Source organism: Enterococcus sp. DIV1224, from assembly GCF_050555455.1.
GTDB classification, from domain to species: Bacteria; Bacillota; Bacilli; order Lactobacillales; family Enterococcaceae; genus Enterococcus_B; species Enterococcus_B lactis.
In genome coordinates this window covers 1,473,535-1,487,023 of sequence record NZ_CP187859.1, presented here as the reverse complement: position 1 = coordinate 1,487,023, position 13,489 = coordinate 1,473,535, and the positions used below count along the sequence as shown (strand labels likewise).

General features: G+C 36.1%; 17 protein-coding genes and 2 tRNA genes. 12 read left to right on the top strand and 7 right to left on the bottom strand.

Going from position 1 to position 13,489, the window contains the following annotated elements; translation table 11 throughout:
• Positions 1 to 10: 10 nt before the first annotated feature.
• Complete coding sequence (locus tag IGK53_RS07250) at positions 11 to 637, bottom strand: MBL fold metallo-hydrolase (RefSeq protein WP_002329134.1); 627 nt, start codon at positions 635 to 637, stop codon at positions 11 to 13.
• Positions 638 to 962: 325 nt separating this feature from the next.
• Here IGK53_RS07250 and IGK53_RS07245 point away from each other — a divergent pair, with 325 nt between their 5' ends.
• Positions 963 to 3,338: an ATP-dependent DNA helicase gene (locus IGK53_RS07245; protein WP_430604678.1), complete on the top strand. Its 2,376-nt coding sequence runs from the start codon at positions 963 to 965 to the stop codon at positions 3,336 to 3,338.
• Between the two features lie 24 nt (positions 3,339 to 3,362).
• On the opposite strand, the gene IGK53_RS07240 is transcribed toward IGK53_RS07245, so the two are convergent.
• On the bottom strand, positions 3,363 to 3,854 hold the full coding sequence (locus IGK53_RS07240) for a YajQ family cyclic di-GMP-binding protein (RefSeq protein ID WP_002309430.1): 492 nt from the start codon (positions 3,852 to 3,854) through the stop codon (positions 3,363 to 3,365).
• 184 nt (positions 3,855 to 4,038) lie between these two features.
• Here IGK53_RS07240 and IGK53_RS07235 point away from each other — a divergent pair, with 184 nt between their 5' ends.
• Positions 4,039 to 4,959 carry a YitT family protein gene (locus IGK53_RS07235; RefSeq protein ID WP_002316215.1) on the top strand — a complete coding sequence of 307 codons (921 nt, stop codon included), beginning with the start codon at positions 4,039 to 4,041 and terminating at the stop codon, positions 4,957 to 4,959.
• 152 nt (positions 4,960 to 5,111) lie between these two features.
• On the top strand, positions 5,112 to 5,456 hold the full coding sequence (locus IGK53_RS07230; RefSeq protein ID WP_002292174.1) for a metal-sulfur cluster assembly factor: 345 nt from the start codon (positions 5,112 to 5,114) through the stop codon (positions 5,454 to 5,456).
• A gap of 187 nt (positions 5,457 to 5,643) precedes the next feature.
• Here the strand turns inward: IGK53_RS07230 and IGK53_RS07225 are convergent, their stop codons facing one another.
• Positions 5,644 to 6,144, bottom strand: a complete 501-nt coding sequence (locus tag IGK53_RS07225; protein WP_002329136.1) for a GNAT family N-acetyltransferase — start codon at positions 6,142 to 6,144, stop codon at positions 5,644 to 5,646.
• Positions 6,145 to 6,442: 298 nt separating this feature from the next.
• On the opposite strand from IGK53_RS07225, the gene IGK53_RS07220 reads away from it, so the two are divergent.
• Both IGK53_RS07220 and IGK53_RS07215 read left to right on the top strand, forming a co-directional pair.
• Positions 6,443 to 7,327 (top strand): hypothetical protein, encoded by an 885-nt coding sequence (locus tag IGK53_RS07220; RefSeq protein ID WP_002329137.1) that lies wholly within the window; start codon positions 6,443 to 6,445, stop codon positions 7,325 to 7,327.
• A gap of 656 nt (positions 7,328 to 7,983) precedes the next feature.
• Positions 7,984 to 8,067: transfer RNA gene (locus IGK53_RS07215), tRNA-Leu, on the top strand.
• Between the two features lie 225 nt (positions 8,068 to 8,292).
• Here IGK53_RS07215 and IGK53_RS07210 read toward each other — a convergent pair.
• A complete protein-coding gene (locus IGK53_RS07210; RefSeq protein WP_002329139.1) occupies positions 8,293 to 8,910 on the bottom strand; it encodes a LysM peptidoglycan-binding domain-containing protein in 618 nt (205 codons plus the stop codon).
• 334 nt (positions 8,911 to 9,244) lie between these two features.
• Here IGK53_RS07210 and IGK53_RS07205 point away from each other — a divergent pair, with 334 nt between their 5' ends.
• The 4 genes from IGK53_RS07205 to IGK53_RS07190 all read left to right on the top strand — a co-directional run bounded on the left by IGK53_RS07205 (position 9,245) and on the right by IGK53_RS07190 (position 11,500).
• Positions 9,245 to 9,679 carry a universal stress protein gene (locus IGK53_RS07205; RefSeq protein WP_002292929.1) on the top strand — a complete coding sequence of 145 codons (435 nt, stop codon included), beginning with the start codon at positions 9,245 to 9,247 and terminating at the stop codon, positions 9,677 to 9,679.
• A gap of 22 nt (positions 9,680 to 9,701) precedes the next feature.
• Positions 9,702 to 10,022, top strand: coding sequence for a hypothetical protein (locus tag IGK53_RS07200; protein ID WP_002315116.1), 321 nt, complete (start codon positions 9,702 to 9,704; stop codon positions 10,020 to 10,022).
• A gap of 142 nt (positions 10,023 to 10,164) precedes the next feature.
• Positions 10,165 to 10,356: a hypothetical protein gene (locus IGK53_RS07195; RefSeq protein ID WP_002315115.1), complete on the top strand. Its 192-nt coding sequence runs from the start codon at positions 10,165 to 10,167 to the stop codon at positions 10,354 to 10,356.
• 184 nt (positions 10,357 to 10,540) lie between these two features.
• A complete protein-coding gene (locus IGK53_RS07190) occupies positions 10,541 to 11,500 on the top strand; it encodes an IS30-like element IS6770 family transposase (RefSeq protein WP_430604677.1) in 960 nt (319 codons plus the stop codon).
• On the opposite strand, the gene IGK53_RS07185 is transcribed toward IGK53_RS07190, so the two are convergent.
• Positions 11,482 to 11,751, bottom strand: a complete 270-nt coding sequence (locus tag IGK53_RS07185) for a hypothetical protein (RefSeq protein ID WP_002329141.1) — start codon at positions 11,749 to 11,751, stop codon at positions 11,482 to 11,484. The two genes, IGK53_RS07190 and IGK53_RS07185, sit on opposite strands and share 19 nt — an antisense overlap.
• Before the next feature lie 157 nt (positions 11,752 to 11,908).
• On the opposite strand from IGK53_RS07185, the gene IGK53_RS07180 reads away from it, so the two are divergent.
• Together IGK53_RS07180 and IGK53_RS07175 are read left to right on the top strand one after the other, a co-directional pair.
• Entirely contained in the window at positions 11,909 to 12,172 is a 264-nt protein-coding gene (locus tag IGK53_RS07180) for a hypothetical protein (protein ID WP_002292935.1), read from the top strand.
• A 23-nt stretch (positions 12,173 to 12,195) separates the two neighbouring features.
• Positions 12,196 to 12,384, top strand: a complete 189-nt coding sequence (locus tag IGK53_RS07175; protein WP_002288067.1) for a hypothetical protein — start codon at positions 12,196 to 12,198, stop codon at positions 12,382 to 12,384.
• Positions 12,385 to 12,475: 91 nt separating this feature from the next.
• Here IGK53_RS07175 and IGK53_RS07170 read toward each other — a convergent pair whose 3' ends face one another.
• On the bottom strand, positions 12,476 to 12,664 hold the full coding sequence (locus tag IGK53_RS07170; protein ID WP_002292937.1) for a hypothetical protein: 189 nt from the start codon (positions 12,662 to 12,664) through the stop codon (positions 12,476 to 12,478).
• A gap of 215 nt (positions 12,665 to 12,879) precedes the next feature.
• On the opposite strand from IGK53_RS07170, the gene IGK53_RS07165 reads away from it, so the two are divergent.
• Entirely contained in the window at positions 12,880 to 13,251 is a 372-nt protein-coding gene (locus tag IGK53_RS07165; protein ID WP_002329142.1) for a YxeA family protein, read from the top strand.
• Positions 13,252 to 13,398: 147 nt separating this feature from the next.
• On the opposite strand, the gene IGK53_RS07160 is transcribed toward IGK53_RS07165, so the two are convergent.
• Positions 13,399 to 13,471 (bottom strand) — tRNA-Gln (locus tag IGK53_RS07160).
• Between the last annotated feature and the right edge of the window lie 18 nt (positions 13,472 to 13,489).

The window sequence follows — 13,489 nt, the reverse complement described above, 5'->3', positions numbered from 1 at the left end:
TAAATCATTTTTAACGATTGAAAAAAGGATTTGTCCTTTTTTCCTGTTCGATCGTTGTTGCATCACCATGTCCTGGATAGACTGCAAATTCATCAGGTAAAACAAACAGCTGGGTCCGAATACTGTGAAGTAATTGTTCTAAATTCCCTGTATACAGATCGGTTCTACCGATACTTCCTCTAAATAGGGCGTCGCCAGAAACGACAAAATCATCAAAAATAAAGCTAACGCTTCCGATGGAGTGCCCTGGAGTAGGGACCACACGAAAAGACATGTTTCCTAAAGTATAAGTTTTCATTTCAAATTCATATTCTGCAGGCGAGACAATAATATCAGCAATATCATCATGTCGTCCGAGTCCAGAAAGGTTCAAAATCGGATCACCTAGCCATTTTTGCTCTAGCGGGCTGACATACACCGAGATTTGATAATATGCGCGTAAAGGTTCTACTGCACCAATATGATCATAGTGGGTATGGGTAAGTAAAATCGCTACCGGTTGTTGGTTTGTTTTTTTGATTTCTTGTTTGATTTGTTCTGCATCTTCTCCAGGGTCAATGATCAAAAGTGCTTCTTCGTTGTAGACCAAATAACAGTTTTCTTCAATCATTCCTGTTTTTAATCTTTCGATATGCATGTGCATTCCTCCTTGATAGCCAAAACTTCTTTCATCCATTAGTATAACGCATTCATTGCTAGGAAACAAAAACAGGTACTTATTTCTCTTTACTTATCTGAATTATCAGACTATATGAAAAGTATTTGGATATTCTAAAGAGAAGGAAAGTAAGTTTTCATAGCATTTTAATATGTCCTTGTTACATTAGACTCATCCAAAAATCCAAATTCTATATCCTATATCCCTGCCTAATCAGCAGGGTATTTTTTTATGCTTGAAAAGAGAGCTCTTTTTGCTAAACTAGGTTTTTTCAGGTAATCTTAGAGAGAAAGAGGTGGTGGAAATGATCAAACAGTCAAAAATATCTGTGCGGCACTTAGTAGAATTTATTTTGCGACGTGGAAGTATCGACAATCGTAAAAAAAGTAGCCATACTGCATTAGAAGGAGCAAGAATCCACCGCAAGCTCCAAAAAGATGCGGGAGAAGACTATGAAAAAGAAGTCTTTTTAAAAACAACAGTTCCATTAGATGAATATCACCTGATCGTTGAAGGCCGTGCAGACGGTATTTTCAAAAGAGACGGAATTTATTATATAGATGAAATCAAAACCTCCGAACCACGATTTGAAGATTTAGAACCAGAGCAAGTGGAACTTTTCTTTCATCAAGCAAGGGTGTATGCCTATATCTATAGTCAAGAACATGATTTACAAGAAATAAATCTGCAATTGACTTACTTTCAGACGGCAGAAGAAGTGATTACGAGAAAGGTCGAACATCAGACAAGAGAGCAGTTAGAAACTTTTTTTAAAAAACTGACTGAAGATTATAAAGAATGGCTTGTTTTTCAAGAAAACTGGCGCACTGTACGCAATGCCTCTTTGATGGCTTTGAAATTCCCACATGATGAGTATAGGAAAGGCCAGCGTGAACTAGCGGTAGCTGCTTATAAAACGATCCGTACGAAACAGAAATTGTTTGTAGAAGCACCTACCGGAACAGGAAAAACAATCTCTACGTTATTCCCCGCTTTGAAAGCTGTAGGGGAAGAAGAGGGAGAAAAGATCTTTTATCTAACAGCCAAAACAATAACTAGACAAGTAGCTGAAGATGCTATGACAGCATTAAAAGATACTGGAGCTGAAGTAAAAAGTGTCACTTTGACGGCTAAAGATAAGATCTGCTTTTTAGATGAGACGACCTGTAATCCAGAGCAGTGCCCGTATGCCAATGGTTATTACAATCGTATCAACGAAGGGTTATGGGATCTTTTGAATCATGAGAATCAGATCACTCGAGAAGTCATCGAAACTTATGCAAGAAAGCATACACTTTGTCCTTTCGAACTATCATTAGATGTCAGTATCTGGTGCGACGTGATCATTGGGGATTACAATTATCTGTTTGATCCCACTGTTTATTTAAGACGTTTTTTTGAAGATGAAAAAAACGAGGATTATCTGTTTTTGATTGATGAGGCACATAATTTGGTGAATCGTTCCCGAGAGATGTATTCGGCAGAACTATCTTATGAAAAAACAAAACGAAGTAAGGAAGCTATACCAAAGGAATTCAAAAAACTCCATCGTCGTTTCAACAAACTATTGAAAGAATTTGATACGATCCGAGAAATAGCAAAAGAAGATCATTGGGATTATCATCATCAAAAAGCACCAGCTGAATCTTTAGTAAAGGCAGGTTATCAATTAAGCGAAAAAATCAAAGAATGGCTAGCAGAATTTCCTGAGCATCCATCACAAGAACAATTGCTTCCTTATTACTTTGATTTGCTTCATTTTTTGAAGGTCAGTGAATTTTATGATGATCACTATGAAACAACGGTCGAAAAAACGTATCACGATCTGATAGTAAAAGAGTTTTGTATTGATCCAAGCTTGTTTCTTGAGCAGTCGTTGGATAAAGGAAGAAGCAGTATCCTTTTTTCTGCGAGTTTTTCACCCCTATCTTATTATCAGGAAACACTGGGCGGACAAAAAAGTCTCGCTTACAAACTGCCGAGTCCTTTCCCAGAAGGAAACCAGCAAGTTTTCATCGCAAATTACTTAGAGACGACTTATCGAAACAGGGAACAAAGTCTGGCAAAATTAGTTGAGACGATCCATGCTTTTGCTGATGGAAAGGTCGGAAATTATTTCGTTTTCTTTCCTTCTTATCAATATTTAGACCTTGCGGCGGAAGCATTCAAACAGCAATATCCTGACAGCAATGTGCTGATCCAAGAAACGGACATGAATGAAGAAGAACGCGAACGATTTTTAGCAAAATTCCAAGCAGATCCCGATGAAACATTGATAGGATTTTGTATACTTGGTGGGATTTTTTCAGAAGGAATCGATTTGAGAGGGAACCGATTGATCGGCAGTATGATCGTAGGTGTAGGGTTGCCGCAGATGAATCATGAGCAGGAACTGATCAAATCATATTATGATGAGAAGGAACACCTTGGATTTGCTTACGCTTATCAGCTTCCTGGAATGAACAAAGTCTTGCAAGCTGGTGGTCGAGTGATTCGTGGCATGGCGGATCAAGGAATCGTGGTATTGGCAGATCAACGATTTGCTCGTTTCTCTTATCGACGTTTATTCCCACAACATTGGCAAACAGCAAGAGAAGTACGAAGTGTTGGAGAATTGGAAGAAGGAATACAGCGTTTTTGGTCATCCAAAGAAGCAGTAAATGAAAAAAACGAGGGATGACAGATGTCAGCCTCGTTTTTTTCATTAACGATAGTTAGTGAATTGCAACTCGATTGGTAAGTCAAGTTTACGTAATAAAGCAATCACAGCTTGAAGATCATCACGGTTTTTACCTGTCACTCTAATCTGATCTTCTTGGATTTGTGCTTTTACTTTCAGTTTTTCATTTTTGATAGCTGTAGTGATTTTTTTCGCGTTTTCGCGATCGATTCCGTTGACCAGATCGGCAGTTTGACGAGCTTTGCCACCTAGCGCGTGTTCCGATTCGGAAAAATGGATATTTTTGATTGGCACATTTCTTTTGATCAACTTACCAAATAATACATCTTTGATCTGTTCGATTTTGAAATCATCATCGCTCAAGACAACTAGATTGCTGTTCTCTAATTTGATTTCTACCGTAGAATCCTTGAAGTCAAATCGATTAGTCAATTCTTTTGTTGTTTGCTGAATCGCATTTTTTACTTCTTCTGTATTGACTTCTGATACAATGTCGAAGCTAGCATCTTTTGCCATAAGAACCCTCCTGATATACGTATAAGTTTACTATACATCTATCTTATCATAGGAATGGGGCAGATTCTTACTTGTTTGCTAAAATTCTTCTCATTTGAGTTCGAAGTATTTTATTTTAATAGATAAACTGTTATTCTTACATTTGGAATAACAAAGTAGAGGAGAGGTGCTTGTGAGCAAAATTATGACTGCGTATCATAAAAATGAAAGATTAAAGAAAATAGTGGTTATTTTGATAACCGGATTGACCGCTGCGGTCGCTTTAAATTATTTTTTGATTCCAGCCAATGTCTTTTCTGCAGGGATGAATGGGATCGCTCAAATCATTTCCTCGCTTTTATATGAATGGTTTCATATCAAGGTAGACACAGGAACATTTATTTTTATTTTGAATATCCCTGTGTTTGTATTAGGGTTCCTCAAAGTAGGAAAACGAGCAACGATCCTTAGTTTTGTGAACGTTGTATGCGTATCAGTGATGACGATGCTACTTCCAGTCGGACAGATCACTGATAATATTTTGATGAATGCCTTAGTAGGCGGTGTTTTATTAGGTCTTGGCGTAGGGTTATCTTTAAAAATGGGCTTTACAACTGGTGGGATGGACATCATCTCTCTTGTGCTTTCACAAACAACTGGAAAAACAGTCGGAAATTACATGCTGATTCTAAATGGGATCATTGTAGTCATCGCAGGCTTCTTCTTTAACTGGGAAAGTGCCTTGTATACGATTATTTCCATTTATGCAATGACTCAAGTGATTGATGCCATCCATACGAGTCATCAAAAAGTAACAGCGATGATCGTGACCGTCAAACCGGAAGAGGTAACAGAAGAACTAGCGAAACGGATGGTACGTGGAATGACATTGCTTCCGTCTGTCGGTGGCTATTCAAAAAAACAAGGAAATATGATCATGATGGTCATCACCCGCTATGAAATGTATGATCTTGATCAGATCGTTCATGAAATCGACGACGATGCATTTATCAATATTTTACCAACTCATTCAGTATTTGGCCGATTTGCAAATGAAAACGAACAAAAAATGTATCGAACAACAGGTGTATTGCCAGAAATAAAAAATCGTTCACAAAAAAAATGAGGAATCAGATTTATTTTAGAATGAATTTAATGTATTCCATCTAACAAGGACATTTTATAAATTTAAACGAGAATCTTCCTTCTAAATTCTCATTTACAAGTAGTTAAAAAAAGAGTATGATAAATAAAAATCGTGTTAAGGAGTGTCGTACGATGAGCGAAGCAAACCAAGAACGGTCTGCGCAAGAAATAGAACTGATCAAAGAACGTATTCTTGCTGCCTTGGAAATGGTGATCGATCCTGAATTAGGAATCGATATTGTCAACTTAGGCTTGATTTATGATATAGAATTCAATCCTGAAAACGGAGAAACAGTCATCAAAATGACGCTAACAACTATGGGCTGTCCACTAGCCGATATTTTAACAGAATCTATCCATGACGCATTGAAAGAAGTGCCAGAAGTAACGAAAGCAGAAGTAAAACTTGTCTGGTATCCAGCGTGGACGACCGATAAGATGAGCCGTTATGCACGGATTGCGTTGGGGATTCGATAGGAATCTTGACTGACTAGCTATGAGAAGTAAATAGTAAAAACAAAAAACCTTTTATCCTTTTAAGAAGAAAAGAGATAAGAGGTTTTTTGTTTATAAAATTTTGTCTGCTATATTAGAAGTTAATCAAATAAATGTGTTCTATTGATAAAGGACGTTCAAATCCCTTTCCTTTTGCCATCCATCTTTTTTACATCAATTTGATTTTCGTATAGTATTCTTTCTCATCTTCGCGATAAATCGTGGCCCCATTTTTTTGCTGCGCCTTAAGACTGCAAAGATTTTTTTTATTTACAGACAAAAGTGCCTCATCGATGCCGATTTTTTTTGCCTCTTGCAGTACTAATGCTAAACCTTGTGTTGCATATCCTTTTTTACGATAGTCAGGGGAGATGCCGTAACCGATATGGCCAGCGCCGTTTCTTAATGATTCATTCAATTTATGGCGCAGATTAAAAATTCCTACATACTCATGTCCATCATTTTCCAAAATAAAGACGGTTGCGGGAACGTAATTCTCAGGAAGATCGATCCCTAAAGAAGTGTTTTCGCATTTTTTTACATAATCTAAAAATTCAGCAAGTGTATAGCCGTAAGCATTGTTGATAAATCCATTCTCGTTTGGTCCGAAGCTAGTTTGCAGACGATAAGCTTTCTCCAAATCTGCTTCCCATAGTTTGATCAATTTCATCGAATCCGCCTCTTCCTAAGTAAACATATTTTTTTCTACTATAGCACTATTTTGGTGAATAGCCATTCTTATTTTTATTTTTTTGTGATGTATCGTATTAAGAATAATTTAACAAAATAAACAATTGCAGATTTTTGTTATTTATTGTATTATTTTTATAATAGATGAATGCTCGTTATCTTTTTAAAAAATGATCTTATTGATTGATATTGAAAGTTCAAGATAAATTGAATTTTTAATAAATGTGTTATTTAAAGTTTTTTCGTCCGTTGCTTATGATCACTAGAAAGGAGATCTCGTGAACTACTTTAGCGGTTATAAAAGAATTCCAGAAGGATGGCAACAAGCAGAAATAAAAAATGATCAGTATCAAAATGAAAGAAGAAGACAACTGTTGGAGAAAATGAAGCAAAAACAGCTGAATCGAGAGAAAAAAAAGAACAAAGAAACGAAGAAAAAGCAGCAAAGTAAAATAGCTACCGATCCCAGAGTTGCTCGTTTAAACAATGAAATGAATCAATTGAAGCAAGAATTGAGTAAAGCAAAAAAGCAAGTAGCTACTGTGAGCAAGAAAAGAAGAGAGGACAAGAAACACATCAGAGAGCTGTCACAGCAACTCGAACGACAGCACCAGCAAGCAAAAGTAGAAAAAGAAGAGATGAGACAAAAAGTCATCGAACAGCAGAGGAAAACAGAACAATTGTATCAAAAATTAGAAGAAGTGGGCTGGGATACAGATAACCACGCACTTCAGGAACTCCAAAAACGTAACCAGATCATCATTTATTTGCTGCAAAAAAATAGCCAAATGCAACATTATCTAGAGAGAATACATAAAGAGTCAGATTTATTAAAGAAAAGAAATGATCGACTGAACAAGAAATTAGAAAAGCTTTCAAATAGAAATGCTACGTATCTGAAAATCATGGAGAAGAAAAAACAAGAACTGCAGCAGTTGTCTAAAGTCAACCAGCGACAAACAGAACAATTAGCAAAGGAAAAACAAAACTTCGTACAAGCAGCTCCTCAAGATCTGATCCATGCATTGATTCAGCAGTTAGACACCCAATCATTTTATAAGTTCAATCAGCTGAACAAGCTGTTCAATAGGTATCAATGGATCTTTGAACAACAAGCAAATGATTTGCAGTATCAAGAAACAAATATTTTTATGGTTTTGTAGAAATAGAAGAGGGTAGCATTTATTTCCACGAGGTCAATACGGAGCAAAGAAGACCACTGATAGTAGAAGAGAGCTTTAAACGCAAAGATCTTTTAACAGATGGGATAGCAGTACGAGTACATCAAAAAACAGTAGACGGTCCAGTATATCTAAGGTATTGCTATCCTATCGTTGAACAGAATAAGTTAAAAAGAAGAAGCGACAAATATCTAAAGAGAACAAGTCAAAAATCTAAACAGCCAAGTAAAAAGCAATTGAGCATAGATGCTGAAAAGTGGGCATCATCACTCAAAATTGCTGCGATCGGGAACAAACAAATAAAAGGATTCGTAAAAGGATTGCAGAAATATGTAAAAACTGTCGAAAGAATCGACGCATATGAGTATGGGGAGAAAGCACTATTTGAAAGAATCCGTGCTGTTGACTACGTCTATGTTTGCATCGATAGCGTCCCGCATCATGTGACCAATTTTCTGAAAAGTGAAATTGAGCTTATGGAAAAAACAGAATTTTTTTATCGCCCTTCAATAGATGATGGAGTTACTCGGATGAACTATTTGTATTGGTTGCAAGAGGGAAAACGCGTAGAGATAAAAAAGAACAAAAAATATGTTCTTGACAAAAAACAAATGTAATCCTAAACTAGAACATGTGATGCGGCTATGGCGGAATTGGCAGACGCGCTAGCTTCAGGCGCTAGTGAGGGCGACCTCGTGGAAGTTCGAATCTTCTTAGCCGCATAATTTTTTTATATACTGAGAAAAGATATCGAGGGAGAGATCCCATCGGTATTTTTTTATAAAATCTGATATAAAATAGATTTCGGTAAGAAAGTCATAGAAGTAATAGATAAGCAAAAAACTCGCTCTGATGTGACAAAACAACTCAAAAAGAGGCCATGCGATGTATTCTTTCGCATGGCCTCTTCCTATTTTGAATGTGTTTAAACGTTCAAATAATGAATCTTAGTACCAACCGTTTGCTTCCCAGAATGCTTTCGCAGCTTCCCAAGAACCATAACGTGAAGCAACATATTGTTCTGCCACTTTTTCTTGGTTCGCAGCAGAGTAGTCACCATTCAAGTAAGAAGAATCTAATTGGTAACGTCCGATGTAACGTCCGTTCGTTGCTGTGTAAGAACCGCTTGATTCTTTTTGTGCGATCCATTCTTTTGCAGCATTCGTGCTTGTTGCCGTTGTTGTTGTTTCTGTTGTAGCAGATTGTGTTTCAGCAACAGGGGCTGCTTGTGTTTCTGTTTGAACCGTTTCTTGTACAACAGGTTGTTCAGCTTGGACGGGAGCTTCTTGAACGGCTGCTTGAGGTTCAGCAGCTGCTTGTGCAGAGCCTTCTGTTGGAATCGTTAATTGTTGTCCTGAGTAGATCAGGTTAATGTCAGAAATTGAATTTGATTCTGCAATGGCATTGATCAAGGAGTTGTCACCAACGTATTTTTGAGAAATCGTTGATAGAGTATCACCTGATTGAACGGTATAAGCTTCGTCCGCATGAGCAGTCGTTCCCATGAAGAATGCAGCACCGGCAGCCAAAGTTGTTCCAAAAAGTAAAGTTTTAAGTGATGTCATGAAAAATCTCCTTTATTCGTTAAAAAGTTTTATTTGTTGTGTTCAACGAGGAATACTTTAACACGTGAAAATATTTCATAGGTAAAAGAAGCATGACAATTTATGACAAATCCACGTTTTTTGTAACAGAATGATGTTCATCTCATGTGAAAAATGATGAGAAATTCCACATAATGCAGAAATGATAGGTTTAGAACAAGTGTTCTGATGAGAACAGAAATGTATAAATAACTTGAAAAAAATTGCTATTAATCATCATTTTATTTACACATTGCGTATATTTTTTGTATTTTTGCTTGAGATGTTACAATAAAAGAAAAAGGAGGCGGTTCCAATGAGTAAGAGATACCAGAACATCATGGTAGCAGTTGACGGATCAAGACAATCGATCAAAGCGTTCGCTGAAGCCCTTGACTTAGCAAAGGACAATGAAGCCCACTTATTTATCGTGTCAATCATCAACAAAGTTGAGCTGACCCATAGTGCCTATGCCTTTTCAAAAATCTATGCAGATGAAAAACAAAGAACAGAAGTAGCCATGCTGAAAAAAATCAATGATGCCAAAGAGTTCGGCATTGCTGAGATCCATGCAATAGTTGAAACTGGAGATCCAAGAAATTTGATTGCCAATGTCATCCCTGGACAAGAAAATATTGATTTGATCGTTATGGGAGCGACAGGAAAAGGAGCTATACAACAAGCACTAGTCGGATCAACCGCTTCTTATGTCGTTTCACATGCCCCTTGCAGTGTATTGGTCGTGAAGTAATTAGATAAGGGAGGAATAGAAAATGGTTCGCCCTCAAGAAGTTCGTGCACCAAAAGAAAAAATAGAAATTTTAGCAATTATTGAAGACGGCACACAAACAAAAAAAGGATACTCGATTGCTTTAATAAAGTGGAAAGGAAAAAAAGGTGTTGCTGTAAGGTGGGATGGAGATAATCAACAAGACAAAGGATTCCCGATCACTGCGAACGGCTACCATCCAGCGTGGTTTGTTCTGCCTGATAAATTTACAGAATTATACAGCTATGATTATGCGAAAACTGTTACATCCATTAAAGCATTAGACAAATTAGCAGAAGAGCAGCATAAAATGGATGAAAAATAAAAAAGACGAACCAATCAGTCTTTAGAAAACTGATTGGTTCGAGGAGTAAAAAATGAAAAAAGGTTATTTGGGATGAATATAGAATAATGCGTATAGCTTAAATCAAACTTAAAGCCATAAAAAAGGCAAGAGGGTGAGGTAAATGGAAGCAGGAAAAGTTTTACAGGAAGTAAAAGTATTATGTGCAGATAAAAAATATGAAGAAGCAAAAAGTCTGATTGAAAAGAACAAAGAAAATTTGGAAGAAAAATATCCGATTGCACAAGAATTTATAGAATTAAAACAAGGAACGCTTCTTCATCGATTCAAACATTTTTTTGGTATCACAGAATAGAAAAAAGCGATTAAAGATACAGAAAATCTCTGCTGATCTTTAATCGTTTTCTTTTGAAACTGCTAGGATTCAATTCTGATTTTTATATCGCTAATTGTAAAATTAAGTTAGAAAAATAAAAAGGCATTTATGGTACACTCAAATTGTATTTCCGACGAAAGAAAACAAAGGAGTGTAACCATAAATGACCTACAAACATCTTACCATAGACGAACTGACAATGATAGAATCATATTATCTTCAACATAATAAGCCGGTTGAAATCGCTAACCGAATGGGACGTGCTATACAAACTATTTATAATGTAGTCAATAAGTTCAAGCAAGGCAAGACTGCTCTTGATTATTGGCACCAGTATAAAGAAAATAAGAAAAAATGTGGTAGAAAAGTCATTCAATTACCTGCTCATGAAGTAGATTACATTAAAGAGAAAGTCACTCTTGGTTGGACGCCTGACGTCATTATCGGGCGAAAAGAAAGGCTTGTTTCATGCGGTATGAGAACACTTTATCGTTTATTTTCTAAAGGAATATTTGATATTGACACACTACCGATGAAAGGTAAAAGAAAACCCAATGGCCATCAGGAAAAACGGGGAAAACAACAGTATCAGCGCTCAATCCATGATCGACCTGATAATTATCCTGATTTCAATTCTGAGTTTGGTCACCTTGAAGGTGATACGATCGTTGGCATTCATCATAAAAGTGCCGTCATTACTTTAGTTGAAAGATTATCTAAAGTCATTATCACGATTAAACCCAACGGCCCTAAGGCATTAGATATTGAAACTGCCCTTAATCAATGGTTTTCTCGCTTCCCTAAAAACTTCTTTAAATCTATTACGTTTGACTGTGGAAAAGAATTTTCTAACTGGAAAGCCATTAGTAACCAACATGATATTGATATATATTTTGCGGACCCTGGAACACCTTCTCAACGCCCATTAAACGAGAATTCTAACGGGATTCTGCGTCGTAATGGACTGCCGAAATCAATGGATTTTAGAGAAGTGAATCAGACATTTATTTCCAGTGTCAGCAATCAACGTAATCATATTCCAAGAAAATCATTGAATTACAGAACACCAATCGAAATATTTTTGAGCTATGTACAAGAAGCATTTTATTCTAGCTTAATTTGACAAATCATATATAAAAAATAGATCCAAATGATTAGAAAAACTACTGCAAGCGTCAATTCGATGATGTGTATCACTAATACAGATGTTGTTTCCCAATGTCTAAAAGAAAAAATCTGATAAGTAAAATATACGGCAGGTAAAGAGGCCAGTAAAACTGAAAACTTCTTTTTCGTCCATTTTATGTAATAGAAAAGAATGCTTAGCATAATAAAAAAAGGAATATAAAAAACTAACTGACCGATCGCGATCATACTATTGCCTCCAATAAATAAAGTCCAAGATACAAAATAACACTTTGTGCGTGAAGGCGCAAGCAATTCTATGGATTTATCCAGTAAAATATGTATTGATTTTGAATTTATAGGGGAAAATTGCTATAATCAAAGTGAAAGAAGGAGTGGAATTTTCATGGATCATGTAGTGTTAGAAATCGATTTGCATTTAATCAATAATATTCGGGTGATTTACTATGTTGTAAGCAATAGTGTCGAACAACGTGTACTGACGAATAAAATCAATGGTATTTTAGCAAAGAAAGACGTTCACCGATTCAATAACGGTGAAGGTAGTTATTATAGTATCCCAGTAGAAAAAATTATTTATACGACAGTCAAAGTCAGAGAAGATCTGGATACTAAAAAGGCATATGAACCTATTTTTACAACTTATTGATTAACAGTAAATGGAGGAAAAAAATGAATCCATATGAACAACTTATCCAAGATTTGATTGATGGAAAAATCGAAAAAATCGATGTAAAAAGAGAAGAATTGATGGCTTTTCGAGAAGCATGGCTGAAATTGGAGAATCGTAAATATGTGGTAGGAAAAGCATCGCTGAACGGCAATGTGACTTATCACTATGATCCGACACGCTTATTTTAGTAAGGATGATTCAGGAAAAACAAGGGACTGTGACAAAAGTCGTGTCACAGTCCCTTCTTCTGGACAAACGGTGTTCCAGAAATGAAAATTCCTACTTATTAAATAGATTTTTGAACTTGTCTTTCACACTGTCGATATTTACGTCTTTTAGAAGATTTTGTGCTTTCTCTTTGTAAGGACCTAGTTGTTCTTTATGTTCTTCGATAAATCGTTTTGCGCCGTCGAAGTTGCCGCCTTTTATCATTTCCTTGACTTTTTGAAATAATTCTTCTTGATTCATTTTGAACACATCCTTTGCCATCAACTTGATTTTTTTCCATGGATAAAGCGAGAAAATCTAAATTATCCACATCACCATAATATCAAATAACGATCATTTTTGCTAAAAAAACACTTGTTTCTCGCTTCTAAAGTAGGAGAAAAATCTCCAACTTAGGACGGATGGAATTTCTCTAATTGCCCCATATACTGGATATATAACAAGGAGGTAGAAAGATGAAAGTGATTAAATATTTGATAGGATTGGCGGCGATTAGTGGTATTTTGCTATTTGGACTGAAATACTATACTGAAAGAAGTTACGGGGAAATCCCTGGTATACTTGACCAACTAAATCCATTAGTTGAAAAAGGTGAGGTCTATGTAAAAACACAAAAACCAGAGGAAGTAAATGAACATGGAACGGCAAGGTATGTTCAAAAAGCTGCTAATGCCGATGGGGAAGAACGAACAATTGAATTTAATGGACTTTCTGTGTTAAAAGAAAATCATTATTTGAAAATCAGCAATAAAGGAGCACACATAGAAACGTATGAAGAAGTTCCTAGAGAAAAAGTTCCGGAAAAAGCATTAGCAATTATTGGCTAAATCTACTGTATGAGTGCTACAGATTTAATTGTTGATTATAATAAAATTATGTAAACTAAATAATAAATAATAAAAATATTCCAAAATCCCCTGAAAAAAGATCATTCTTTTTTCAGGGGTTCATTTCTTATCAACAAGCTCATCAAATTGGGATGGCAGGGTTCGAACCTACAATTGCTTGATTCAGAGTCAAGTGCCTTACCAGTTTGGCTACATCCCATTTATTCAACAAAATAAT

Coding starts and splice junctions, on each gene's coding strand:
- IGK53_RS07250 (WP_002329134.1), bottom strand. CDS start 637: ATGCATATCGAAAGATTAAAAACAGGAATGATTGAAGAAAACTGTTAT.
- IGK53_RS07245 (WP_430604678.1), top strand. CDS start 963: ATGATCAAACAGTCAAAAATATCTGTGCGGCACTTAGTAGAATTTATT.
- IGK53_RS07240 (WP_002309430.1), bottom strand. CDS start 3,854: ATGGCAAAAGATGCTAGCTTCGACATTGTATCAGAAGTCAATACAGAA.
- IGK53_RS07235 (WP_002316215.1), top strand. CDS start 4,039: ATGACTGCGTATCATAAAAATGAAAGATTAAAGAAAATAGTGGTTATT.
- IGK53_RS07230 (WP_002292174.1), top strand. CDS start 5,112: ATGAGCGAAGCAAACCAAGAACGGTCTGCGCAAGAAATAGAACTGATC.
- IGK53_RS07225 (WP_002329136.1), bottom strand. CDS start 6,144: ATGAAATTGATCAAACTATGGGAAGCAGATTTGGAGAAAGCTTATCGT.
- IGK53_RS07210 (WP_002329139.1), bottom strand. CDS start 8,910: ATGACATCACTTAAAACTTTACTTTTTGGAACAACTTTGGCTGCCGGT.
- IGK53_RS07205 (WP_002292929.1), top strand. CDS start 9,245: ATGAGTAAGAGATACCAGAACATCATGGTAGCAGTTGACGGATCAAGA.
- IGK53_RS07200 (WP_002315116.1), top strand. CDS start 9,702: ATGGTTCGCCCTCAAGAAGTTCGTGCACCAAAAGAAAAAATAGAAATT.
- IGK53_RS07195 (WP_002315115.1), top strand. CDS start 10,165: ATGGAAGCAGGAAAAGTTTTACAGGAAGTAAAAGTATTATGTGCAGAT.
- IGK53_RS07190 (WP_430604677.1), top strand. CDS start 10,541: ATGACCTACAAACATCTTACCATAGACGAACTGACAATGATAGAATCA.
- IGK53_RS07185 (WP_002329141.1), bottom strand. CDS start 11,751: ATGATCGCGATCGGTCAGTTAGTTTTTTATATTCCTTTTTTTATTATG.
- IGK53_RS07180 (WP_002292935.1), top strand. CDS start 11,909: ATGGATCATGTAGTGTTAGAAATCGATTTGCATTTAATCAATAATATT.
- IGK53_RS07175 (WP_002288067.1), top strand. CDS start 12,196: ATGAATCCATATGAACAACTTATCCAAGATTTGATTGATGGAAAAATC.
- IGK53_RS07170 (WP_002292937.1), bottom strand. CDS start 12,664: ATGAATCAAGAAGAATTATTTCAAAAAGTCAAGGAAATGATAAAAGGC.
- IGK53_RS07165 (WP_002329142.1), top strand. CDS start 12,880: ATGAAAGTGATTAAATATTTGATAGGATTGGCGGCGATTAGTGGTATT.